The organism is Acidithiobacillus sp. (assembly GCF_023256195.1).
GTDB lineage: Bacteria > Pseudomonadota > Gammaproteobacteria > Acidithiobacillales > Acidithiobacillaceae > Acidithiobacillus_A.
The window spans coordinates 1-21618 of the sequence record NZ_JAGDWX010000024.1; the positions used below are offsets into that span (position 1 = coordinate 1).

A 21618-nucleotide genomic window follows, 5' to 3' on the forward strand; every position below is an offset into this window, starting at 1 on the left:
CCCCAATGTTCCCCCGCTGAGGGAACCAGAGAACCATATATAAATCAAGGCCGTTCCCCCTGTTCCCTCGGTTCCCCCGCAAATATTCAAAGTTCAGATGATTATGACGCGGCAGAGCAGGCGGCGATCCAGTGGGAGGCAGAGCAGCCGCCCTACGACGATCCCACCGGCACGGCTCGCGTGCCATGGCCGGACGAAGCCGCACGATTCCTGCTGATGGTGTTGCGGGACGGTTTGGGCTTGCACCCGCACCTGGACGCTGAGGGCAGGCTTCATATCCCTGGGCTCACCAACCCCCAGGATCGTAACTCAGTTGCCCGCTACAAGGACGCCCTAGTGGCGCTACTAAAGGAGGAAGCACGATGACCGACCAAGAGCTACACCTGCAAGACGCGTTTGAGAGCCTTTGCAACGCACAGGCCGCGCTCGACGGTGGCGATATGGAAGAACTCGCTGCCTGCCTTGCCGAGGCGGGATTCTCGATCTGCTGTGCCCTGCCTGAGCAGTACGCCGAGCGAGCGCCGGATGATTGGTTTGAGACCCAAGGAGGCATTGATGGCTGACAGTAAATTACAGGCGATTACAGGCAAGCGGCTACCACCGAACGCGGGCAAGGGCAGGCCAGCCGGAGCCGTCAACAAAACCACGGCCACCCTGAAAGCAGCCTTGGAGCAATCATTCAGCGAGCTTGGCGGGGTGCGTTGGTTGGTGCAGCTTGCCGAGCGAGAACCGCGAGCCTACGCCGCGCTGTTGGCAAAGCTGTTGCCGACGCAGATTGACGCGGATGTTACCGCACACCCGCCGATCACCAAGATCACCCGCGTGGTTGTGGACCCACAGCACGGCACCGAGACGGAAATACCACCAGCAACACCAGACAAGGAGATGAACTCATGAGCAGATTCTACGCGCTGGAGCTGTACGCGCCGACCGCACAGCAGCAGGCATCGGCCACGGTCACGCTGCCCATTGCGGCCAAGCAAGGCATCCTCCCCAAGCCCAGCCCGACCAGCGGGACCAAGACCTATCCCGGCTCTCCGACAAAGGTCTGGACCAGCCATCCCAACGGGATCTACGACCCAGGCGCCCAGAACATCCAGTTCGACGTGCTGACCTTTGGGCAGGGTATCGGGCAGACCATATTCACCATTCAGGTCGAGGGCGTATCGTTCCAAGACATCCAGCAGCACAACAACTTCCGCGACTACGGCCTGAAGCTCTACGCCGGGATGCTCCCCGGCCTGCCATTGGCCAACCAACAGCCAACCCCGGGACTGATCGTGCAGGGCTATGTTCTGGAAGGCATCGGCAACTGGGTCGGCAACGACATGACGCTCACCTTCGTGGTGAACCCCGACCCATTCACCGAAGACAACCCCGGCAATCTGGTGTTCCAGTGGAAGCCTGGGCAGACGTTGGCGCAGGCGTTGCAGAACATGCTTTCCGTGGCCTACCCCGGCTGGAAGTTTACTGCCAGCATCAGCTCGAATCTGGTTACCAACCATGTTGTGACGCACCGGGCCGCGACGCTTTCAGACTTCGCTAGCTGGCTGGAGCAGTACACCCGGCATCGTCTGGGGCCGAAGTATCGCGGCGTGGAGATGTTCTTCCGCCAAGGCCATATTGTGGCCACCGACTACACGCAGACGCCCACGTCCACCCCGCCATCCATCCGCTTTGACGAGCTGATAGGGCAGCCTGTCTGGTCGGATGCCGCGCAGATGGACCTCATGGTGGCCCTGCGCGCAGACGTCCGCGTGGGTGACCAGATCAAGCTGCCGTACACCGAAGCCGCGCCAGGGTTGCAGGTGGAGTTGCCGCAGACCAGCAACGCATCGCTGGACTATCAGAAATCCTTCAATGGCACGTTCATCGTGAGCCACACCCGCCAGCTTGGAGACTTCCGAGGGGAATCTGGCCAGGACTGGATCACGGTCATCCGCTGCTACGCGACGACGGTTGACGGACCAGGCGAGGCGTCCTAATCTTCTAAGCATGGTGCTAGTAACACCTACAGGCGGAAATCCGCCCCGTCAGACATGCGGGATTTTTTATGCCCAGCGTTGGGCACGTCCTCAATGGCCGGGGGTGGGCGAATACAATACCTTCGGGAAATCAACCCGGTGTTCCTGTAGCACTTTTCAGCCCCTGGCCGCCTGCCGCCGTTGGCAGGTACTCAGCTAGAGGGCTAATCACATGCATTTTTCCCACCTACACAACGGAATCTATAACGCCAAGGAAATGGCCGCCCACCCGGAGCGGTACACCAAGGCTGAAATGCGGAGCGAGGCGGACGAACTCGGAGTAGTTCTGCACGGCCTGTTGGACTTTATCGGGGTGCTTGGTCAGGTCATGCACTACACCGGAGACAACGGGGATGCGTGGCAGGGACGTAACCTTCGCACCGTCGGAGAAGCGCTGGCATCCCTGGCGGACCTGGCAACGGGTATTGACGATATTCGCTTTGACCTGTTGAACCCGTCTGTGGCCAAGTCCGACGACTGATAGACCGCATCGTCAGCACCAGCCCCCGCCCTGGGGGCTTTTCTTTGCCCTGAGAGCGACGATCAGGACGCGGGTGGGGCATGTGTACTGCCGAGGCCGGAGAATCGCTCAGAGGGCAAATCTGGCCTGCGCCAAAGCGAGTAGCCATCGGAAGGAAGGGCGCGACACCACCGTCAGGAGCGGGCCGATTTTGTCCAGTTTCTTGGCCGAGTGTAACCGGTAATGTAACCGGTAGATGGTGATGGGCAGATTACTGGCTCTGTGACTAGTTTATAACTGCTTGATTTTATTGGTCGGGGAGACAGGATTCGAACCTGCGACATCCTGCTCCCAAAGCAGGCGCGCTACCAGACTGCGCCACTCCCCGATGGCGCCAAGCATAGCGGCCCCGGGGAGGTGGGTCAATCCAGACGGGCGAGCTTGCGGCGCAGGCGATCCAGTTCGCCCCGTGCCATGGCTATGCCATCGTTGAGGCGAGCGCGCTCCTTTTCCGAGAGCTCCTTGCCTTTTTCCACCAGTTCCTCGCTGTAGATGGCGATGGTGTCCAGCAGTTCCTCCACCCGGGCGTTCATGCGCTCCCGCGAGGCAGCCATGCGGTCCCAGGCCTTGTTGGCCTGACGGCGCAGCTGCTCACGGGTACGCTCGCCCGCCTGCGGGGCAAAGAGCAGAGCAACAGCGGCTCCCGCCAGCGCACCGGCAACGAGTGCCGTGCCCAGTGCGCCGTATCCCAGACCGCGATCTTCGTCGTCATATTCCATGGTGTTTCCTCCGTGGTTCAGGTGATGACCGTAGGCTGTGTACGCCCCGACAGCGCTTGCAGACGGCAGAGATCCCGCCCCAGCCCGATGAGATCTTGCAGCACGCGCTGCGGATTCTGCATCTGTCGTTGGCTATCCCTTACCTGCGTCTCGTGGTAGATGCGCAGAGTCGCCCCCGAGGTCCCGGTTCCCGAGAGACGAAAGATCAGTCGAGCACCATCGTCGAACAGGATCCGCAGACCTTGATGCAGGCTGTGGCTACCGTCCACAGGATCAGTATAGGCGAAATCGTCGGCCAGCCGCACTTCCCGTCCTGCGAGTTTCTGTCCGGCAAGTACCGGCAGTTGGGTGGCGACGGCGGCTATCAGGTCGGCGCCCACCTGTGCCGGCAGATCCTCGTAGTCGTGCCGGGTGTAATAATGGCGACCGTATTCCTGCCAGTGCTGGCTGAGAATTTCGGCCACGCTCTGGCCGCGGGTAGCAAGGATGGAGAGCCAGGCCAGCACGGCCCAGAGACCATCCTTCTCACGGACGTGATTGGAGCCGGTGCCAAAGCTCTCTTCGCCGCAGAAGGTGATGGCGCCGGCGTCCAGCAGATTGCCGAAAAACTTCCAGCCCGTGGGCGTCTCATAATGGGGGATGCCCAGGCGCTGGGCGACGACGTCCACCGCCTGGCTGGTGGGCATGGAGCGGGCGACGCCGTTCAGGCCTTCGCGATAGGCGGGGATGCAGGTAGCACCCGCAGCCAGTACGGCCAGAGAATCGCTGGGTGTGACAAAGATGCCACGGCCGAGGATCATGTTGCGGTCACCGTCCCCGTCCGAGGCCGCACCGAAATCCAGCTGCTCGCCGGAGAGCAGGGCATCCGCCAGATCCTTGGCGTAGACGAGATTGGGGTCGGGATGTGCACCGCCAAAATCCGGCAGAGGGTCGCCGTGCACAACGGTACCGGCAGGCGCCCCCAGGCGCTTTTCCAGGATCTCGTGGGCATAGGGCCCGGTGATGGCGTGCAGGGCATCGAAGCGCATGCGAAAACGGCCGCGCAACAACCGCGACAGAGCATCGAAATCAAAGAGACTTTCCATCAGCTCGGCGTAATTCTGGACGGGGTCGATGACCTCCACGACCAGATCGCCCAGGCGACTCGTGCCCAGTCGGTCCAGGTCGGGGTCCTGGACCTCTGTGAGGATGCGGTAGCCATCGATGACCTTGCTGCGCGTCCAGATGGCCTCCGTCACGGACTCCGGCGCCGGGCCCCCATTGCTGACGTTGTACTTGATGCCAAAGTCCTGATCCGGCCCGCCCGGATTGTGAGAGGCCGTCAGGATGATGCCGCCGTAAGCCATGCTGCGACGGATCAGGGCCGATACCGCCGGCGTGGAGAGCAGACCGCCGCGCCCCACCAACACCCGGCCCCAGCCGTTGGCCGCCGCCATGCGCAGGATGACCTGAATGGCCTGCCGATTGTAATAGCGGCCATCGCCCCCCAGGATCAGCGTTTTACCCTGCCGATCCGGCAGCACATCGAAAATCGCCTGGACGAAGTTCTCGAGGTAATGCGCCTGCTGAAAGACGGTGACCTTCTTGCGCAGGCCAGAGGTGCCCGGACGCTGATCCGGGAAGGGCGTGGTCGGGACGGTGGCGATGGGCACGGTGCGCCTCAGTTATCCAGGGGAATGTCGAGAATGGTGGATTGGCGCGTGGCGTCGGTGCGCACCCAGAGGGTGTATCCGCCAATCTGCCAGGTAGTGACGACGGTGGCGCCACTGTCGATGGCCTGGCGGCTGGCGGCGGCGAGGTCTTCGTCCATGCTCTCCTCCCAGTCGCCGGTGACGTGGCGGCGAAGGATCTCCTGAGGGTCCACGTTGCCGGCCTCGAAGATGGCCCAGGCATCGGGAGAGGCCAGGATCTGGCCCAAGGGGAAAAGCATGGGCTTGGAATCGCTCATAGGGAAAAACCTTGGCTGCGGAGAAAATCTCGACTGGGTGCCGCGCACTCGTTCATGAGCTGTCGCCGATGCGGGTTATGCCGCACCCGCCGCGCCAGCAGCACCGGCTCTGCGAGACCGGCAGCGGCATAGACGTTGGCCGAGGGGAAGAAACAGCTCTGCAAAAACTGGTGGATGACCCGCCGCAGCAGCGGGCTCAGCAGGCGCTTCTGCCAGGAACTGAGCCGACGGCTGCGCTCTTGGATGGTGGCACGGGCAAAGGCCATGTGCCGAGCCTCCTCCCGCATGTGGATCTGGGTGATGGCGAGTACCGCGGCAGGCAGCTTCTTATCTGCAAAGATCCGCCGATTGAGGCGGTCTGGGATGTTCTCCCCCACCAGAATGGTGGCCCAGAAGGCCGCCGAACTCTCCGGCGCAAAGCGCGCAAAGGCACTGGCCAATCGTGGCCGATCCCGGGCACCGGACATGAAAGGAATCTGGGCGCGCCGTTGCAACTCCAGAAACATCAGACTGTGCCCGATTTCTTCGCGCATCTCATGGAGCTGATAGCGGTAGGCGGCGGCATCTCGATACATCTCCGCCAGCCGGTTGCGCCCGAGGCGCTCTATGAACAGGGCCTCCAACCATAGACCCAGTTCACAGAAGGCCACGAATTCGGCGTGGGAAAGGCGGATCCGCTCTTCCGCGCCAAGGGCGTCGAACTCCGGCAGGCCATAGAGCGACAGCAGCGGTTCCGGGAGCCAGAGCTCATCAAAGCGCAGACTGTCCCACGGCACGGCCGCGACCGGATCGCGATAGTGGCTGCTGTGCTCGTTCAGACGCAGCAGCAGGGCCTCGTGATGATGCCGAACGACAGCGGACGACGGAAGCGGTTCGGGACGGTTCATGGCCGCATTCTGCCACGTTGCGGCAGGGTCTCCAAGGCCGGTGGATGCCCGTCTCTGGTGAAGCAACGCACGGACTGGCAGCTTGGTTCCAAGATCGGACTTTGCGCGCGCACCGCAGCTGGCGCACAATATTGATGTCCAGGGGGTTCCATGTTCGACAATCTCACCCAGAAGCTCAGCCAAAGCTTCCGCAACCTGCGCGGTCAGGGGCGGCTCAGCGACGACAACATCCGCGATGCCCTGCGCGACGTGCGCATGGCCTTGCTCGAGGCGGACGTCGCCCTGCCCGTCGTCAAGGATTTCATCCAGTCCGTGCGGGAGCGGGCGCTGGGCGAGGAAGTCAGCCGCAGCCTGACGCCGGGGCAGGTCTTCATCAAGATCGTCAACGACGAACTGGTGGCGCTCATGGGCGCGACCAACGACCGGCTGGATCTGCAGGTGCGGCCACCTGCCGTGATTCTTCTGGCCGGCCTGCAAGGGTCCGGCAAGACCACCACGGCCGCCAAGCTCGCCCTGTGGCTGACGGAGCGGGAGAAAAAGCGGGTACTCCTGGTCAGTACCGACGTCTACCGGCCGGCGGCCATGGACCAGCTGCGCAATCTGGGCCGCGACATCGGCGTCGAGGTCTTTCCCAGCGATCCCAGCCAGGCCCCCCTGCAGATTGCGCGGGACGCCCTGGCCGAGGCACAGCGCAAGGTCATGGACGTGCTCATCGTCGATACCGCCGGTCGTCTGCACGTGGACGAGGAGATGATGGCCGAGGCCAAGGCCCTTGCCGCCGCCGTCCGGCCGGCGGAGCTCCTCTTCGTGGTGGATGCCATGACCGGCCAAGATGCGGTCAACACCGCCAAGGCCTTCGATGCCGCCCTGCCGCTGACGGGTGTCGTCCTCACCAAGGCAGACGGTGATGCCCGCGGCGGCGCGGCCCTTTCCATCCGCGCCATCACCGGCAAGCCCATCAAGTTCATCGGCGTGGGCGAAAAGGTGCGCAAGGGCCTCGAGCCTTTCTACCCCGATCGCATGGCCTCCCGCATTCTCGGCATGGGCGATATCGTCAGCCTTGTGGAGCAGGTGCAGCAGGACGTGGACCACGAGCAGGCCCGGCGCATGACGGAAAAGCTGCGCAAAGGCAAAGGCTTCGACTTGGAGGATTTCCGCGAACAGCTGCGTCAGCTGGAGCGCATGGGCGGCATGGCCAGTCTGATGGACAAGCTTCCGGGCATGGGCGAGCTGCCGGCCGAGGCGCAGAGCGCGCTGTCGGATCAGAAACCCATGCGCCGTCTGGAGGCCATCATCAATTCCATGACGCCCCAGGAGCGCCGCCACCCCGAGATCATCAAGGCCTCGCGCCGCCGCCGTATCGCCGCCGGCTCCGGCACCACGGTAACGGAGGTCAATCGGCTCCTCAAACAGTTCGAGATGATGCAGAAGATGTTCAAGAAGATGGGAAAGGGCGGCAAGGGCCTGGGACGTCTGCTGGGGATGAATCCCAAGAACCTGCTGAAGGGCGGTCTGCCCTTTTCCTGAAAGCGCGCCTGAAGTCTTTCAATGGCCGACATTTTTGGTTACGATACGCGCCTTTCCCAGCACGCGTGAGTGCCTGCGGGTAGTCCAAGGAGAATCTATGGTAGTCATTCGTATGGCAAGAGGCGGCGCCAAGAAGCGGCCTTTCTACCACATCGTGGTGGCCGACAGCCGCTTCCGGCGGGATGGACGTTTCATCGAGCGCTTGGGTTTCTACAACCCCATCGCCAATCCCTCGGAGCTTCGTATCGACAAGGAGCGGGCGGCGTATTGGTTGGCGCAGGGCGCGCAGCCCTCGGACACCGTGGCGCGTTTCCTCAAGCAGGAGGGCGTGAGCGGGGCAGGTGCCACAGCCTGAAGATGCCTGGACCGTCCTCGGACGGATCTCGGGAGTGCACGGTGTGCGCGGCTGGGTCAAGGTGTTTTCCTTTACTCAGGAGCGCGACGGGATCCTCGACTACCCCCACTGGTATCTCGGCAGCGAGCACAGGCCGGTTCGGGTAGTGGAAGGTCGCCTTCAGGGCGGTGGCGTGGTCGCCCGTCTGGAAGGGATAGAGGACCGCGACCTTGCCTTGGGCCTGGTCGGGCGTGAGATCGCGGTGCCCGCGTCGGCCCTGCCAGCCTTGCCGGCCGGAGAATATTACTGGTTCCAGCTGCAGGGGCTGGCGGTGGTCAATCTCTCCCAGGAGTGCCTTGGCAGAGTGTCCGGGCTCCTGGAAACCGGGGCCAACGACGTGCTGGTGGTGCAGGATGAGCAGGGTACGGAGATCCTCATTCCCTGGGACGCGCGTGCGGCCGCAGGGGTGGACCTGGAACAAGGGCGGATCACGGTGGATTGGCAGCGGGATTGGTGATGCGCTTTGACGTCATCAGCATCTTTCCGCAGCTCATCGAGCAATACCTGCAGGAGGGGGTGGTTGGGCGCGGTCTGGCGCAGGGCCATTTTCGACTGGGGCTGTGGAACCCGAGAGACTTCAGTACCCTTGCGCATCGTCGCGTAGACGATCGTCCCTTTGGTGGGGGGCCGGGCATGGTGATGATGGCGCCGCCACTGTTGGCGGCCATCGCCGCCGCCCGGGGTGAGAATCCGGGGGCGCCGGTGATCTATCTGTCGCCCCAGGGGAAGGTGCTCCATCAGGCGGCGCTGCAACGCTTTGCCGACCTGGAAGGCTTGATACTGCTTGCCGGGCGCTACGAAGGCATCGACGAACGGGTCATGTCGGCGGTGGATGAGGAGTGGTCCATCGGCGATTACGTGCTCGCCGGCGGCGAACTGCCGGCCCTGGTGCTCATGGAAGGGGTAGCGCGCCTGCTGCCGGGGGTGCTGGGGCATCCCGATTCGGCCGGGGAGGACAGCTTTGCCCGAAACGGCCTGTTGGACTGCCCGCACTACACCCGGCCGGAGCGTATCGGCACGCAAGAGGTGCCGCCGGTGCTGCTGTCGGGAGACCATCGGCGGATCGCCCGCTGGCGCCTGCGTCAGGCGCTGCGGCGCAGTCTGGAGCGCCGCCCGGATCTGCTACAGGCCCGGGGTCTGAGTGCCGAGGAGCGCGCTCTGTTGGAGCAAGAGGAAAACTGAAACGAGCGGGTAGGTCGGATTTTTTGAGGAGTGGGTCATGAACGTCATCGATGCGATCAATAAAGAGCAGATGGGTGCGGAATTGCCGGCCTTTGGTGCTGGCGATACCGTAGCCGTGCACGTCAAGGTCAAGGAAGGCGACCGCGAGCGCGTCCAGGTTTTTGAGGGTATCTGCATTGCGCGCCGCAACCGCGGTCTGCACTCGGCCTTCACCGTGCGCAAGATCTCCAACGGCGAAGGGGTAGAACGGGTGTTCCCCGCGCATTCTCCTGCGGTGGTCAAGGTGGAGGTGAAGCGGCGGGGCGATGTTCGTCGCGCCAAGCTCTACTACCTGCGCAACCTGTCTGGTAAGGCCGCGCGGATCAAGGAAAAGCTGGGCTGATGTCGGGCCCGGACCCGGAGCCCATATCGCGGCTCCGGCCACGGTTGCCAGGGTCGGCCTCGGAACAGGATAGCTGCTGGGCCGATCCGCAGGCGGCCGCTTCCCTCCGTCGGGACCTGTGGCACGCCATTCTGGGACGCTGGCAAGCGTATCCGGACGACGTGGCGGTGCTGGAAGGCGTGGTGGAGCAGCTCAGCTGGCTACAGGAAGCCCCTTCCATGGCCGGTTCCTGGGCGCTGCCTTGGCTGGAACGTTGGCTGGGTCCCGGCAGAGCGGAAACTGCCACCGCCGCCGAGATCATCGCCCATCACCACGCCGATCGGGCACTCCCGCTGGATATGGAAGGGGAGGAGTTCGGTCGTCGTCTGGCAGCACGTGATCCCGACGCACTGATGTCCCTTCTGCTCAGCATGGCAGAGGACGAACGGGCGCGGGAGCTGGTCGTGGCCGGTCTTGGTCTCAGCATGGCCGCCGATGCCGAGGCGGGTGGCTTGCGCTGCCGCTTGGCGGCGGCCTGGGCAGCGCAGGCAGCGACCTTGGATAACCAGGATTTTGCCGCCTCGGCCTGGCTTCTGGCACGCAGCCACTGGTCCCTGCCGGCCTCCTGCGCCGTGGTGGTACCCGAGAGTGTGTCGCCCAGTAGCACGGGGGATGAAAAACCTCTGCTGGAGAGTCTGCGCCAGCGAGATCTGCCCGCCTTCATGCAGCACCTGCGAGCCATGGGCGACCAGCCCTTGGCAGCCTTGCGGCAGCTCTTTCTCAGTACCGGCCTTGCCATCCTGGAGTGTGCGGAGGATGCGCAGCGGCGTGAGCTCGCTCGACTCTATCTGTGGATGGGAAGCAGTCTGCAGTTGCCCCACCGCAGCCGCCAGCAGAGCCGGCGCCTGCTCTTCGGCGTCGCCGCTGCCCTCTTTACTCAGGCCGGCTGGCAAAGACTCGACGGGGTACCGAGCTTTCGGGAAGTGCAGAGCTACGGTGAGGCTGTGCGTGCGGGTACAGCAGGCCCACCCACCCATCCATGGCAAAGCTGCCTTGCCGCGACCCAGGACGGTCAGCCGGAACACGAGGCGCGGTGGTGGCAGCACACGGCTCTGCAGTATGCTGCCTCGAGTGCGTGCGAGCGACCGTATTTTTTTGCGCTCTGGCACATGGCAAAAACGGCGGGTGCATTAGGCGGAGGTCCCTTGACGTGGATACATCCCCTGGTATTCCAGGCGCTGCATCGACCCTGAATGCCTACCACTGGCAGCCGGGCTGGGGCTGGATCGAAGCACAGTTCCAGGACGGTGCTCTGATCCGCCTGGCCTTTGCCGACGCGCCGTCCCTTGCGGACCCATCACTACCATCGGTAATACCTGCGCCGGCATCGCTGCGCGAGCTTTTGGATGCTTATTTTTCGGGCCGTCCCATCGCGGCGCGGGATGCGCTGCAGTGTCTCCCCATCCGCCTGCAGGGCACTCCGTTCCAGAAGCGCGTCTGGGCCGCCTTGACGGAAATACCCTACGGAAAAACGACCCAATACGGCCTTCTGGCTCAGAGTTTGGGAAGTGCACCGCGGGCTGTGGGTCAGGCCTGCAAGGCCAATCCTGTCGCCATTCTTGTCCCCTGCCACCGCGTTCTCGCGGCCACGGGCCTGGGTGGGTATGGCGGCTTGCGCAGCGGACCCGCATGGAGCCGCAAGGAGGCCCTGCTGCATCTGGAGGGCGCCCTTTGACAGTCGCCGAGGGTGAGGCTGTGGCGCCGCTTCCGGGTGGAGAGGATCTGACGCGTTTTCTCGATCACCTCTGGCTGGAGGGCAACTTGGCCGCCAACAGTCTCGCGGCCTACGGGCGCGATCTGCGCTTGCTGGAAAGCTACTTGGCATCCCGGGGGCGGCGATTGCGCGATGCCGACGCCGCCGATCTGTCCACCTTTCTCGCCCGGCGTCTGCAGGACGGTGCGGCCCTGCGGAGTATCGCCCGGCAACTCTCCAGCTTGCGGCGTTTTTATGCCTATGCGCAACGGGAAGGTTGGCGCGGCGATGATCCCAGCGCGTCTCTGCAGCACCTGCATATGGGTCGCCACCTACCTGCCGTACCCAGCGAAGGGGAGGTGGACGCCCTGCTGGCGGCGCCGGATCGCAGTACCGTTCTCGGCCTGCGCGACGCCGCCATGCTCGAGCTCCTCTACGCCACCGGTCTGCGAGTATCGGAGCTGGTGGGTCTGCTTCGTGCGCAGCTGGATCTCGAGGCCGGTGTGGTGCTGACCTTGGGCAAGGGCAGCAAGGAGCGTTTGATTCCCGTCGGTGAGGTGGCCATGGAAGTCCTCGACCGCTACCTGCGGGAAGCGCGACCGCAGCTGCTCGGGCAGAGGCAGAGTCCGGCCCTGTTCCTGAGCGTTCGCGGCGAGGCCATGAGCCGCCAGCGTTTCTGGCAGACCATCAAGGCCTACGGCGCCAAGGCCCAGATTCGCGCCGCCTTTTCACCCCACAGCCTGCGTCACGCCTTCGCCACCCACCTTCTGGACCACGGTGCCGATCTGCGCAGCGTGCAGCTCATGCTCGGCCACGCCCAGCTGAGCACCACAGAGATCTACACCCACATCGCCCAAGCGCGCCTGCAGAGCCTGCATCGCCAGCACCACCCCCGCGGTTGACAGCGGGCCCCGCCCGCAATGGGGCGGGCCTGCCACCATCCCCCGGGCGACAGCAGGCCTGAAGCGGAAGCGGTCTCAGTGCTTGGGCAGCGTCACGACCACATAGATGCTGGATGGACCCTGACGGACCAAGACCGGAATGGGTGTGTCGGCGGGCAGCCGGCGAACGATCGCCTCCAGTTGTTGAGGTGTGGAGACATCCTGTTGAGCGATCTGCTGGAGGATCATGCCGGGACGAATCCCCGCCTCCGCCGCCGCACCCTCACCCACATCCGTGATCACCACTCCATGGTGGATTTTCAGACGGTCCATCAGCGCCGCGTCCAGCGCCCGCACGTGCACGCCGAGGCGCGGAATCTCCAGGGCACTGGGCTTGGCCGCCTTGCTGCTGACGGTCTCGTCGGTTTTTTCCGGCTTGGGCAGGGCGCCGACGGTGACCTGAAGGGTTTCGGGTTTGCCGTCGCGGAGAATGCCCAGGGCGGCCGTGCTACCGGGTTTGCTGGATCCGACGAGCAGCGGTAGCTGTCCGACATTGTAGACGGGCTTGCCGGCAAAGGTGACGATGACGTCGCCGGGGCGCAGACCGGCATGGGCGGCAGGACCATTGCTCATCACCGAGGCCACCAGGGCACCCACGGGCTCCTTGAGGTGCAAGGCTTGGGCCATTTGCGGTGTCACGCTCTGCACCTCGACCCCCAAGTAACCGAATTCGATGGGCTTGTGCTCCTTGAGATCCCGCACCACCTGCATGACGGTGTTGATGGGGATGGAGAAGGATAGCCCCATGTAGCCGCCGCTATTGGTGTAGATCTGGTCGTTGATGCCGATGACCTGGCCCGCCATGTTGAACAGCGGCCCGCCGGAGTTGCCGGGATTGATGGGCACATCGCTCTGGATGAAGGGGATATATTCGTCGTCCGGCAGGGGCCGGTTGGTGGCGCTCACCACCCCTTGAGTCACGGTATTGAAGAAGCCGAAGGGGGCACCGACGGCCAGCAGCCACTGTCCCACCCGCAGGTCGTCGGAATTACCCAGGGGCGCGGTGGGCAGACCCTGGGCGTCTATTTTGAGGAGAGCGGTATCGTAGCGCACCGACAGGCCCACCAGCTTGGCGGGATAGGCGTGGTGATTGGTCAGGGTGACGACGATGTGCTGCGCGCCGCGGACGACGTGAGCGGCAGTGACGATGTAGCCGTCGGAGCTGAGAATGAAGCCGGAGCCCAGCGACTGGATTTTCTCCTGCGGGCCTGCGCCGTGACCTCCCTGAGAACCACCGAAATGTTTGAAGAAACGATAGAAGGGGGAGTCTGGCGGGAAGGGATTGTGTTCTTGGGCGAGGGCCTTGCTGCTGGTGCTGCTGATATTCACCACGGTCGGTCCGTAGCGATCGATGATCGGGGTGAAGTCCGGGAGATTCACCAGCGGCTGTGCCGGTCCTGCCTGAGCCGGAACCGACAGGGCCGCGGTGTTGGCCGCGGGCGTCGCCTGGGCGCATCCGCTGAGACCAAGAGTCAGGGCGAGAAGGGCAGTCCCCATGGCCTGGGACAGGGGAAGGCGGTTTTGCGGGGCGTGTCGGCTCACGGATGGAATCTCCTTGTGGTTGGACCTGAGGTCAGGCCGTAGGGTCGGGCGGCGGGTTTGGGCTGAGCCGGTAATCCGGACCGCCGGAGCGTGCCTGATCCGGAGTGGGGTCCGGGGCCAGGCGTGGGGCCACTGCGGCGGCACCGATCAAAAAAGCTGCAGCCTTTCGTTCAGTATAAGGTTCTCGCCAAGCGAGTGCGATACTTTTCCACGAGGGGATGGCGGGCCCCCAGTACCGTGAAGATCTGCAGCAGCGTCCGCCGACCGAGATCGTCGCCATACTGCCGATGGTCGCGTACCAGTTCCAGCAGCTCTTCCATGGCTGGCTCCTCCTGTCCCTGCAGGAGGAGGCGCAGCGCGTGCAGGTAGAGTGCCTGCGCCCGCTCGTCGCCCTGCGCTTCACGCAGGCGCCGCTCCAACTCGGCCATGGGGGGAGCGCTCTGGACAGCCTGGGAGAATTCCAGCAGGGCCTTCAAAGCCTGCACCTCATCTTCCAGCTGAAAGGCCGGACTCATGGCGGCGATGTCGGCGTTGACCTCTTCCCAGCGTCCTTGGGCACTGTGCAGGCGGGCCAGGCTCAGGCGAGCCGCATCGTTGCGGGGGTTGGCCGTCAGCGCTTCGCGAAAGAGCTTCTCGGCCTCGTCTTCCCGTCCTGCCTCCATGGCCGCCAGCGCTGCCTGGCGCAGATCGTCTCCGGGGGGTGGAACGATCCCCTCCAGAAACTTGCGCACAGCCGACTCGGGCAGGGCACCGGTGAATTCGTCTACCACCTTGCCGTCGCGGAAGGCTTTCACAGCGGGAATACCGCGTACCTGAAAGCTTCGCGACAGTTCTGGATTCTCATCGGAGTTGACCTTGGCCAGGAGGAAGGCACCTGCCATTTCTTCTGCCAGCTTCTCGAGGACGGGGCCGAGGGCACGGCAAGGCCCGCACCAGGGCGCCCAGAAGTCCACGACTACCGGCCTCCGCTTCGATTCCTCGAGGACCGCGGCGGCGAAATTGTCCTCACGGACATCGATGACCAAAGCTTGCGCCGTCATATGTACTCCCTGAAAACGATGGCATGTCTCACTGCATGACTGAGCCGATCATGGTAGGACCTCCGTCGGTGATTCTCAATGCATGGAGCGGATGGCGCGATGGCGGTCGCCGTCATTGCGGCCGCAGTCTTGCCAATTCGTCCAGAATGCCCTGCAGTAGCTGCCGGGCGTTGGCGCTCATACCCCGCGCCAGCCGGGCGTAGTCTTCTTGGCCGCGTGACAGTGGCCCGAGGGCAGCGCCAATACGCGCCATGTCGCCCCCGGCCCGCTCCATCTGGCTGGCCATCTGCCCAAGCCAGGCCAGCGCTTGGCTATCGCCCTGGCGCGCGGCGTGTACTACGCTGGCAATACCGGGAGCGGCAAGACTGGGGTCTGCGCCCTGATCCAGGGCGGGCAAGCTGTGCCGGTCCTGCAGTCCATTCAGGATGCTCTCAGTGATGACCCGGTCTTCTTCGTCCAGGCCCTCCAGCAAGGCGGGATCGCGTTGCCCGGCGAGGATCCGCCGCAGGATCTGCACCAGCTCACCCCAGCCGTTGCTGGCTGCCGTCTGTAGGTGTGGCTCCAGCGCCTTCTGCTCCGCCGGGTTCTGGCAGGCAGCCACCACCATATGGATCAGGCGGGCGTGGGCGCGCCGTATCTGTTCGCGACGCTCGGGCAAGCTGGACATCCTTCCTCCGCATTGATCGGCCACCGTTGCCGCGCCACGGCCAGGTGGTGTGTGCGCCGGGATGGGCGGCACTTAAGCTCTTTGAGTTTGTAGCCCGCCTTCTCTAGAATGTCAAAGCTAGCAAGGCTGGGGGGTGCACCTTGGGGTGGCAGTGGGTCAGTAGGATGGTGTCCTGGGTCGAGGGTGGCGCGGCCATCGTGGCAGCGCGACCGCGCGCCTGGGCACTTTTTGCCCTGTCCGCCGTGGCCGTGGCGGCCATTCCCTTCCCCAGCTGGCTCATGGATGCCATCGCTCCCATCGGGCTGCTCCTCGGGCTGCGTCTGGCCGGCCGCTGTGAGGGAGAGGAGTACAGCGCCACGCAGCTGCGCCACGCCCTGGAGGTAGCGGTGCTCTGGGGTATGTTGTTGGCCGTCTTCGGCATGCTGTTCAGCTTTGGTCAGGAGACGGTTATCCTCGCCGCCTTGCTCGCGGGCGTGGATGGGCACTGGCAGATGCCGAGCTCCGGCGGTTTTCTGGATTGGTGGTTCGGTCTTGGGGAGCGCCTTTCCGATCTGGCCCTGATGCCCTATTTCTGGTTCTCTCCGGCCTTTTTTGGAGTGGCCCTGGCGTTGCACAAGGGACACGGCTGGATCGAGTCGGAGGTGGAGACGACTCTGGCGCTCATTTTCCGACCCGAGGTTCGCGATCCCCTCATCGCGCTATGGGCCATCGTGCTTTTGAGCAATCTTTTTCTCCCCCAGTTTTCCCAGGTCTGGTTGGGACTGCTGGTGTGGGTGCTCGGCCCGCCCGTGGTCTTTGTCGCCTATCAGGATATCTTTGCCAACAAGCGCAAGCCGCCGCGCAAACGGGAACCGGCGCGCAAGGCCTCGGCCCTGGCCCAGCCGGTTCTGCGCCCAGTGCGGGCCAAAGGTTGAACGCGGATCTTGTTGCCCGCGGACATGAAAAGAATTCACGACGAGGTGCAAAAAAACGCCCTTGTCCTGCCGCAGGCCATCCGCTAGTGTGGAGGCCAAAATCCATCATCGAGGAGCTCCCATGTTTTCCAAGACCCTGAATCTATCGCAGTTCGACCCCAGCCTGTGGGAGGCGATGCAGCACGAATCCCAACGTCAGGAAGACCACGTCGAGCTCATCGCCTCGGAAAATTACGCCAGTCCGCTGGTCATGGCCGCGCAGGGATCGGTGCTTACCAACAAGTACGCGGAGGGCTACCCGGGCAAGCGCTATTACGGCGGTTGCGAATACGTCGACATCGCCGAGCAGCTGGCCATCGATCGGGCCCGCACCCTTTTCGGCGCCGAGCACGCCAATGTCCAGCCACACTCCGGCTCCCAGGCCAATCAGGCGGTCTTCTTTTCGGTCCTGAAGCCCGGCGACAAGATCATGGGCATGAGCTTGGCCCACGGCGGGCACCTCACCCACGGCGCCAAGGTCAATCTCTCGGGCAAGCTCTTCGAGGTGGTGGCCTATGGGGTACGCGAGGAGGACGGTCGCATCGATTACGATGCCCTGGCCGAACAGGCCGAGCGGGAGCGCCCGCGCATGATCATCGCTGGTGCCAGCGCCTATTCGCGGATCATCGACTTTGCCCGCATCGGCGAGATCGCCCGCAGTATCGGGGCCTATTTCCTGGTGGACATGGCCCACATCGCCGGTCTGGTTGCCGCTGGCCTGCACCCGAGCCCCGTGCCCCACGCGGATTTCGTCACCACCACCACCCACAAGACCCTGCGCGGTCCGCGGGGCGGTTTGATCCTCTGCAAGGAGGAGTATGCCAAGAAGGTCAACTCGCTGATTTTCCCGGGTATCCAGGGCGGACCCCTGATGCACGTCATCGCTGCCAAGGCCGTCGCCTTCCTCGAGGCGCAACAGCCGGAATTTCGCCAGTATCAGCAGCGGGTCATCGCCAATGCCCAGCGCCTCAGTACCGTGTTGGCCCAACGCGGCTATGGGGCGGTTTCCGGTGGTACCGACAACCACCTCTTCCTCCTCAATCTGGGTGAGCGGATCACCGGCAAGGATGCCGAGACGGCTTTGGGTGCGGCGCACATCACGGTCAACAAGAACGCCGTGCCCTTCGACAGCCGGCCCCCGGCTGTGACCAGCGGCATCCGCATCGGTACCCCCGCCGCCACCACACGCGGCTTCGATCTGGGGGAAATGGATGTACTCGGAGCCGCCATCGCCGACGTGCTGGATCATGCCGAGGATGAAAAGACCATCGCCGAGGTACGGGAGCGCGTCGTCGCCCTGTGCCGGCGCTTTCCGGTCTACGGCTGACGGTGCACTGCCCTTTTTGCGGTTTTGCCGACACGCGGGTGGTGGATTCGCGGTTGGCGGATGAGGGTGAGGCGGTCAAGCGTCGGCGTGAGTGTCCCTCCTGCGGCCAACGCTTCACCACCTATGAACGAGCAGAGCTAGGGTATCCCATGGTGGTCAAGGCCGATGGCCGTCGGGAAGCCTTCAATGCCGAGAAACTGCAGCGCGGCCTCACCCGCGCTTTGAGCAAGCGGCCGGTGGCCACGGAACGGGTAGACGCGGCGCTGCGCGATATCGAACGGCAGATCCGGGCCAGTGGTGAGCGGGAAATTGCCGCTCGCACCATCGGCGAGCTGGTGATGCGGGCCCTGGGAGATCTTGATCCTGTGGCCTATGTGCGTTTCGCCTCGGTATACCGACGCTTTGAGGACGTCGATGCCTTCAGTGCCGAGATCGCTCGTCTCAAGGCCAAGGATGACAAGGCGGACGCCGGTGACCCCGTCCAGGAATCCTGACGCCCGATTCATGGCCGAGGCCTTGGCTTTGGCGGGTCAGGGCATCTACTCGACGCATCCTAATCCGCGGGTCGGTGCCGTGGTGGTGCAGCAGGGAAAGATCATCGGGCGCGGCGCGCACCTGCGGGCAGGCGAGGCCCACGCCGAGGTCTTTGCCCTGGCCGAGGCCGGTGATGCGGCCCGCGGCGCGACCCTCTACGTCACCCTCGAGCCCTGTTGCCACCATGGCCGCACGCCGCCGTGCACCGAGGCGATACTGGCCGCTGGTGTGGCCCGCGTCGTCATCGCCACGGCCGATCCCAATCCGCAGGTGAGCGGTGGGGGTATCGCCTTGCTGCGCCAGCATGGCATCGAAGTCGAGTTGGGCTGTCTGGCGGAAGAGGCGACGGCTCTCAATATCGGCTTCATTCGACGCATGCGTTCGGGGCGACCCTGGATCCGCCTGAAGCAGGCGCAGAGTCTCGATGGCTGCGTCGCCCTCGCCAGCGGCGAGAGTCAATGGCTGACGGGTACGGCGGCGCGCGCCGATGTGCAGCGACAGCGCGCGGCAGTCAGCGCCATCGTCGTCGGCATCGGTACGGTGCTGGCCGATAATCCGCGCCTCGCGCCGCGAGTGGACTTTCCCCTGGTCCGCTATCCGCACAAGGTGATTCTCGACAGTGCCCTGCGCACGCCCCCGGAGGCCGCTCTCTGGGATACTCCGGGAGAGACCTGGATTTTTCACCGACAGGATGCGGACCCAGGGCGTCGCGCGATTCTTGCCGAGCGCGGCGCTCGATTGCGTAGCCTGCCGCCGGGATCCGCCGGTGTCGGCATCGATCTCGCGTCGCTGTGGACGGCGCTGGCCCAGGACGAATGCAACGAGGTCCTGGTGGAGGCGGGTCCGGGGCTCGCCACCAGTCTCCTGCGCGGCGGCTGGGTGGACGAGTGGCTGCTCTACCTTGCCCCCGTGGTGTTGGGTGCGGGGGCCCAAGCTTTCGCCCACCTGGGTCCCTACGCCCGGCTCGATAGGGTGCCCCGTTGGCATCTGCGGCGAGCCGACGCCCTGGACGGGGATGTCAAATTGCAGCTCCTTTCTGCGGAGGGACAATCGTGTTTACAGGAATCGTTCAAGCCTTAGGGCGGCTGCGGCAAAAGCAGGCTCAAGGTGGGGATTACCGCATGGTCTTTGATGCCGGGACCCTGGATCTCGGCGATGTCGCCTTGGGCGACAGCATCGCCGTTTCAGGGGTCTGCCTCACGGCGGTGGCACTGGCCGCGCCGACCTTTGCCGTGGATGTGTCGCGGGAAACACTGGAACGCAGCATTCTGGGCGATCTGGACATCGGTGCTGCCGTCAATCTGGAGAAGGCGCTGCGCCTGTCGGATCGTCTCGGCGGACATCTGGTGGCCGGCCACGTGGATGGCGTCGGCACAGTGCGGGAGGCAGTGCCATCCGGCCGCTCCATCGTCTTTCGCATATCGGCACCGGCGGAACTGCGGCGCTACATTGCCGCCAAAGGCAGCATCTGTGTGGATGGCATCAGCCTCACCGTCAACGCCGTCGAGGGCGAGACCTTTTCCCTCAATCTCATTCCGCACACCCTGGAGCAGACCACGGCGCGGGATTGGCGAGCGGGCCAGCGAGTCAATCTGGAGGTGGATCTGCTGGCGCGCTACCTCGAGCAACTCATGGTCAGGGATGGTGCAGACGGTGTAGAATCTCGTATTACGCCGCAATGGTTGGCTGCCAAAGGATTCCCGCAATGAGTGAAGCCCAGATCAGTCCGACGGAAGAGATCATCGCCGAGATTGCAGCCGGGCGTATGGTGATCCTGATGGACGACGAGGGGCGGGAAAACGAAGGCGATCTCATCATGGCCGCCGAGTTCGTCACGCCCGAAGCCATCAATTTCATGGTTCGGCACGCCCGGGGATTGGTCTGTCTGCCCCTCACGCGGGAGCGCTGCCAGCGTCTGCGTCTGCCGCAGATGGTCAGCCACAACACCACACACCTGGGCACGGCCTTTACGGTATCCATCGAAGCGGCGCGCGGTGTCAGCACCGGCATATCCGCTGCCGATCGTGCTACCACCATCCTTGCGGCCATTGCCGACGATGCCGGCCCCGAGGACATCGTCATGCCCGGACATATTTTTCCTCTGGCGGCGGAGCCCGGTGGCGTCCTGGTCCGCGCCGGACACACCGAGGCGGCGGTAGACCTGGCGAGTCTTGCCGGTTGTAAACCGGCCGGCGTTATCTGTGAGATCCTCAACGAGAACGGGGAAATGGCGCGGCTGCCCGACCTGCTGCCCTACGCCGCCCGGCACGGTCTGAAGATCGGCACCATCGCCGACCTCATCCGCTACCGGCTGGAGCGTGAGCACATTGTCCAGCGCGAGGCCAGCGGTCCCTGGTCGTCGCCCTACGGCACGTTTACCCTGCACCTCTATCGTGACCGGATCCGTCGGGAGACCCATTTCGCCCTGGTGCACGGCGACCTGGCGCAGCGCACGGAACCCATCCTGGTGCGGGTACAGGTAGGCAAGACCCTCACCGATCTCTTCCTCGGACCCGATGGACCCGTAGCCAAGGCCATGGAGCGTCTGGCCAGAGAGCCCGCCGGTGTGCTCGTCTACCTCGACCACCGCGAGGATGGCGACGAACTCCTCGCCCAGGTGCAGGCCCTTCCCAATCCTCCCAAGGGGCCGGGCCAGGCGGGCGATTCCGGGCGCATCCTGCGTACCTTTGGGGTGGGGGCGCAGATTCTCACGGATCTCGGTGTACAGCGAGCCGTCGTGCTCAGCGACAGTCAATTTCAGTATCGCGGTATCGGCGGTTTCGGTCTCGAGATCGTCGGTCAGCTTCCCTTTTTGGAGCAGGGTGCAAGCCATGATTGAACGTATCGAGGGACATTGGCGGGTGGACGATCGGCATCACTTCGTCTTGCTGGTCAGCCGTTTCAACAGCTTTATCACGCAGCAGCTGGAGCAGGGGGCCATCGATGCCCTGCGCCGCCACGGGGTCCAGGACGAGCGCATACAGGTAGTCTACGCCCCCGGCGCCTACGAGATCCCGTTGGTGGCGCAGAAGCTCGCGCGCAGCGGACGCTATGCGGCGGTTATCTGCCTCGGGGCGGTGATCCGCGGCGGTACACCCCACTTCGACTACGTCGCCGGGGAGGCGGCCAAGGGGATCGCCCAGGTTTCCCTGGAAACGGGCGTCCCCGTCGTTTTTGGCGTGCTCACCACCGACAGCATCGAGCAGGCCATCGAGCGGGCCGGAACCAAGGCTGGCAACAAAGGTTTCGACGCGGCACTCACCGCTCTGGAGATGGTGCATCTCCTGGCGCAGATCTGA

General features: G+C 64.2%; 26 protein-coding genes and 1 tRNA gene. 19 read left to right on the forward strand and 8 right to left on the reverse strand.

Annotated features, from left to right (window positions below; translation table 11 throughout):
- Nucleotides 1-362 precede the first annotated feature (362 nt).
- From Q0C23_RS06015 to Q0C23_RS06030, 4 genes are all read left to right on the forward strand, one after another.
- Nucleotides 363-563: a hypothetical protein gene (locus tag Q0C23_RS06015; RefSeq protein ID WP_291511478.1), complete on the forward strand. Its 201-nt coding sequence runs from the start codon at nt 363-365 to the stop codon at nt 561-563.
- Nucleotides 556-897, forward strand: a complete 342-nt coding sequence (locus Q0C23_RS06020) for a hypothetical protein (protein WP_291511479.1) — start codon at nt 556-558, stop codon at nt 895-897. Before Q0C23_RS06015 ends, Q0C23_RS06020 begins: the two co-directional genes overlap by 8 nt.
- Nucleotides 894-1985: a hypothetical protein gene (locus Q0C23_RS06025; RefSeq protein ID WP_291511480.1), complete on the forward strand. Its 1092-nt coding sequence runs from the start codon at nt 894-896 to the stop codon at nt 1983-1985. Before Q0C23_RS06020 ends, Q0C23_RS06025 begins: the two co-directional genes overlap by 4 nt.
- A 211-nt stretch (nt 1986-2196) precedes the next feature.
- Nucleotides 2197-2505, forward strand: a complete 309-nt coding sequence (locus Q0C23_RS06030; protein ID WP_291511481.1) for a hypothetical protein — start codon at nt 2197-2199, stop codon at nt 2503-2505.
- Nucleotides 2506-2795: 290 nt separating this feature from the next.
- Here Q0C23_RS06030 and Q0C23_RS06035 read toward each other — a convergent pair.
- The 5 genes from Q0C23_RS06035 to Q0C23_RS06055 all read right to left on the reverse strand — a co-directional run bounded on the left by Q0C23_RS06035 (nt 2796) and on the right by Q0C23_RS06055 (nt 6098).
- A tRNA-Pro gene (locus Q0C23_RS06035) sits at nt 2796-2872 on the reverse strand.
- 34 nt (nt 2873-2906) lie between these two features.
- Complete coding sequence (locus tag Q0C23_RS06040; RefSeq protein ID WP_291511482.1) at nt 2907-3263, reverse strand: YtxH domain-containing protein; 357 nt, start codon at nt 3261-3263, stop codon at nt 2907-2909.
- A gap of 17 nt (nt 3264-3280) precedes the next feature.
- Nucleotides 3281-4915: an alpha-D-glucose phosphate-specific phosphoglucomutase gene (locus Q0C23_RS06045; protein WP_291511483.1), complete on the reverse strand. Its 1635-nt coding sequence runs from the start codon at nt 4913-4915 to the stop codon at nt 3281-3283.
- Nucleotides 4916-4923: 8 nt separating this feature from the next.
- Nucleotides 4924-5211, reverse strand: coding sequence for a hypothetical protein (locus tag Q0C23_RS06050; RefSeq protein ID WP_291511484.1), 288 nt, complete (start codon nt 5209-5211; stop codon nt 4924-4926).
- Nucleotides 5208-6098 (reverse strand): diiron oxygenase, encoded by an 891-nt coding sequence (locus tag Q0C23_RS06055; protein WP_291511485.1) that lies wholly within the window; start codon nt 6096-6098, stop codon nt 5208-5210. The genes Q0C23_RS06050 and Q0C23_RS06055 overlap by 4 nt, the downstream gene beginning before the upstream one ends.
- Nucleotides 6099-6248: 150 nt before the next feature.
- Between Q0C23_RS06055 and ffh the strand changes: the two genes are divergently transcribed.
- The 8 genes from ffh (at nt 6249) to xerD (ending at nt 12217) form a co-directional block, all read left to right on the forward strand.
- Nucleotides 6249-7625 carry a signal recognition particle protein gene (ffh, locus tag Q0C23_RS06060; RefSeq protein ID WP_291511486.1) on the forward strand — a complete coding sequence of 459 codons (1377 nt, stop codon included), beginning with the start codon at nt 6249-6251 and terminating at the stop codon, nt 7623-7625.
- A gap of 97 nt (nt 7626-7722) precedes the next feature.
- Entirely contained in the window at nt 7723-7980 is a 258-nt protein-coding gene (rpsP, locus tag Q0C23_RS06065) for a 30S ribosomal protein S16 (RefSeq protein WP_291511487.1), read from the forward strand.
- Entirely contained in the window at nt 7967-8476 is a 510-nt protein-coding gene (gene rimM, locus Q0C23_RS06070) for a ribosome maturation factor RimM (RefSeq protein WP_291511488.1), read from the forward strand. Before rpsP ends, rimM begins: the two co-directional genes overlap by 14 nt.
- Nucleotides 8476-9201: a tRNA (guanosine(37)-N1)-methyltransferase TrmD gene (trmD, locus tag Q0C23_RS06075; RefSeq protein WP_291511489.1), complete on the forward strand. Its 726-nt coding sequence runs from the start codon at nt 8476-8478 to the stop codon at nt 9199-9201. Before rimM ends, trmD begins: the two co-directional genes overlap by 1 nt.
- Nucleotides 9202-9238: 37 nt before the next feature.
- Complete coding sequence (rplS, locus tag Q0C23_RS06080) at nt 9239-9583, forward strand: 50S ribosomal protein L19 (RefSeq protein ID WP_291511490.1); 345 nt, start codon at nt 9239-9241, stop codon at nt 9581-9583.
- The gene (locus tag Q0C23_RS06085) at nt 9583-10815 is read left to right on the forward strand and encodes a hypothetical protein (protein WP_291511491.1); all 1233 of its coding nucleotides are present in this window, start codon (nt 9583-9585) and stop codon (nt 10813-10815) included. The genes rplS and Q0C23_RS06085 overlap by 1 nt, the downstream gene beginning before the upstream one ends.
- Nucleotides 10773-11297 carry a methylated-DNA--[protein]-cysteine S-methyltransferase gene (locus Q0C23_RS06090; protein ID WP_291511492.1) on the forward strand — a complete coding sequence of 175 codons (525 nt, stop codon included), beginning with the start codon at nt 10773-10775 and terminating at the stop codon, nt 11295-11297. The genes Q0C23_RS06085 and Q0C23_RS06090 overlap by 43 nt, the downstream gene beginning before the upstream one ends.
- Nucleotides 11294-12217: a site-specific tyrosine recombinase XerD gene (gene xerD / locus Q0C23_RS06095; RefSeq protein WP_291511493.1), complete on the forward strand. Its 924-nt coding sequence runs from the start codon at nt 11294-11296 to the stop codon at nt 12215-12217. The genes Q0C23_RS06090 and xerD overlap by 4 nt, the downstream gene beginning before the upstream one ends.
- A 75-nt stretch (nt 12218-12292) precedes the next feature.
- Here xerD and Q0C23_RS06100 read toward each other — a convergent pair whose 3' ends face one another.
- The 3 genes from Q0C23_RS06100 to Q0C23_RS06110 all read right to left on the reverse strand — a co-directional run bounded on the left by Q0C23_RS06100 (nt 12293) and on the right by Q0C23_RS06110 (nt 15505).
- A complete protein-coding gene (locus tag Q0C23_RS06100) occupies nt 12293-13798 on the reverse strand; it encodes a Do family serine endopeptidase (protein ID WP_291511494.1) in 1506 nt (501 codons plus the stop codon).
- Between the two features lie 170 nt (nt 13799-13968).
- Nucleotides 13969-14838: a tetratricopeptide repeat protein gene (locus Q0C23_RS06105; protein ID WP_291511495.1), complete on the reverse strand. Its 870-nt coding sequence runs from the start codon at nt 14836-14838 to the stop codon at nt 13969-13971.
- 112 nt (nt 14839-14950) lie between these two features.
- Nucleotides 14951-15505 carry a hypothetical protein gene (locus tag Q0C23_RS06110; RefSeq protein WP_291511496.1) on the reverse strand — a complete coding sequence of 185 codons (555 nt, stop codon included), beginning with the start codon at nt 15503-15505 and terminating at the stop codon, nt 14951-14953.
- Nucleotides 15506-15669: 164 nt separating this feature from the next.
- Between Q0C23_RS06110 and Q0C23_RS06115 the strand changes: the two genes are divergently transcribed.
- From Q0C23_RS06115 to ribE, 7 genes are all read left to right on the forward strand, one after another.
- A complete protein-coding gene (locus tag Q0C23_RS06115) occupies nt 15670-16419 on the forward strand; it encodes a hypothetical protein (protein WP_291511497.1) in 750 nt (249 codons plus the stop codon).
- A gap of 121 nt (nt 16420-16540) precedes the next feature.
- A complete protein-coding gene (gene glyA, locus Q0C23_RS06120) occupies nt 16541-17785 on the forward strand; it encodes a serine hydroxymethyltransferase (protein WP_291511498.1) in 1245 nt (414 codons plus the stop codon).
- A 2-nt stretch (nt 17786-17787) separates the two neighbouring features.
- The gene (nrdR, locus tag Q0C23_RS06125) at nt 17788-18279 is read left to right on the forward strand and encodes a transcriptional regulator NrdR (protein WP_291511547.1); all 492 of its coding nucleotides are present in this window, start codon (nt 17788-17790) and stop codon (nt 18277-18279) included.
- Nucleotides 18257-19399, forward strand: coding sequence for a bifunctional diaminohydroxyphosphoribosylaminopyrimidine deaminase/5-amino-6-(5-phosphoribosylamino)uracil reductase RibD (gene ribD / locus Q0C23_RS06130; RefSeq protein ID WP_291511499.1), 1143 nt, complete (start codon nt 18257-18259; stop codon nt 19397-19399). The genes nrdR and ribD overlap by 23 nt, the downstream gene beginning before the upstream one ends.
- Nucleotides 19372-20028, forward strand: a complete 657-nt coding sequence (locus tag Q0C23_RS06135) for a riboflavin synthase (RefSeq protein ID WP_291511500.1) — start codon at nt 19372-19374, stop codon at nt 20026-20028. Before ribD ends, Q0C23_RS06135 begins: the two co-directional genes overlap by 28 nt.
- A complete protein-coding gene (ribB, locus tag Q0C23_RS06140) occupies nt 20025-21158 on the forward strand; it encodes a 3,4-dihydroxy-2-butanone-4-phosphate synthase (RefSeq protein ID WP_291511501.1) in 1134 nt (377 codons plus the stop codon). The genes Q0C23_RS06135 and ribB overlap by 4 nt, the downstream gene beginning before the upstream one ends.
- Nucleotides 21151-21618 carry a 6,7-dimethyl-8-ribityllumazine synthase gene (gene ribE, locus Q0C23_RS06145; RefSeq protein ID WP_291511502.1) on the forward strand — a complete coding sequence of 156 codons (468 nt, stop codon included), beginning with the start codon at nt 21151-21153 and terminating at the stop codon, nt 21616-21618. The genes ribB and ribE overlap by 8 nt, the downstream gene beginning before the upstream one ends.

Excerpts from the sequence above, each read along its gene's own strand:
- ribE (WP_291511502.1), top strand. The coding sequence starts at position 21,151 with ATGATTGAACGTATCGAGGGACATTGGCGGGTGGACGATCGGCATCAC.
- Q0C23_RS06115 (WP_291511497.1), top strand. The coding sequence starts at position 15,670 with ATGGTGTCCTGGGTCGAGGGTGGCGCGGCCATCGTGGCAGCGCGACCG.
- ribB (WP_291511501.1), top strand. The coding sequence starts at position 20,025 with ATGAGTGAAGCCCAGATCAGTCCGACGGAAGAGATCATCGCCGAGATT.
- Q0C23_RS06050 (WP_291511484.1), bottom strand. The coding sequence starts at position 5,211 with ATGAGCGATTCCAAGCCCATGCTTTTCCCCTTGGGCCAGATCCTGGCC.
- Q0C23_RS06085 (WP_291511491.1), top strand. The coding sequence starts at position 9,583 with ATGTCGGGCCCGGACCCGGAGCCCATATCGCGGCTCCGGCCACGGTTG.
- ffh (WP_291511486.1), top strand. The coding sequence starts at position 6,249 with ATGTTCGACAATCTCACCCAGAAGCTCAGCCAAAGCTTCCGCAACCTG.
- trmD (WP_291511489.1), top strand. The coding sequence starts at position 8,476 with ATGCGCTTTGACGTCATCAGCATCTTTCCGCAGCTCATCGAGCAATAC.
- Q0C23_RS06015 (WP_291511478.1), top strand. The coding sequence starts at position 363 with ATGACCGACCAAGAGCTACACCTGCAAGACGCGTTTGAGAGCCTTTGC.
- Q0C23_RS06040 (WP_291511482.1), bottom strand. The coding sequence starts at position 3,263 with ATGGAATATGACGACGAAGATCGCGGTCTGGGATACGGCGCACTGGGC.
- Q0C23_RS06055 (WP_291511485.1), bottom strand. The coding sequence starts at position 6,098 with ATGAACCGTCCCGAACCGCTTCCGTCGTCCGCTGTCGTTCGGCATCAT.
- glyA (WP_291511498.1), top strand. The coding sequence starts at position 16,541 with ATGTTTTCCAAGACCCTGAATCTATCGCAGTTCGACCCCAGCCTGTGG.
- Q0C23_RS06030 (WP_291511481.1), top strand. The coding sequence starts at position 2,197 with ATGCATTTTTCCCACCTACACAACGGAATCTATAACGCCAAGGAAATG.
- Q0C23_RS06105 (WP_291511495.1), bottom strand. The coding sequence starts at position 14,838 with ATGACGGCGCAAGCTTTGGTCATCGATGTCCGTGAGGACAATTTCGCC.
- rplS (WP_291511490.1), top strand. The coding sequence starts at position 9,239 with ATGAACGTCATCGATGCGATCAATAAAGAGCAGATGGGTGCGGAATTG.
- Q0C23_RS06025 (WP_291511480.1), top strand. The coding sequence starts at position 894 with ATGAGCAGATTCTACGCGCTGGAGCTGTACGCGCCGACCGCACAGCAG.
- rpsP (WP_291511487.1), top strand. The coding sequence starts at position 7,723 with ATGGTAGTCATTCGTATGGCAAGAGGCGGCGCCAAGAAGCGGCCTTTC.
- Q0C23_RS06020 (WP_291511479.1), top strand. The coding sequence starts at position 556 with ATGGCTGACAGTAAATTACAGGCGATTACAGGCAAGCGGCTACCACCG.
- Q0C23_RS06110 (WP_291511496.1), bottom strand. The coding sequence starts at position 15,505 with ATGTCCAGCTTGCCCGAGCGTCGCGAACAGATACGGCGCGCCCACGCC.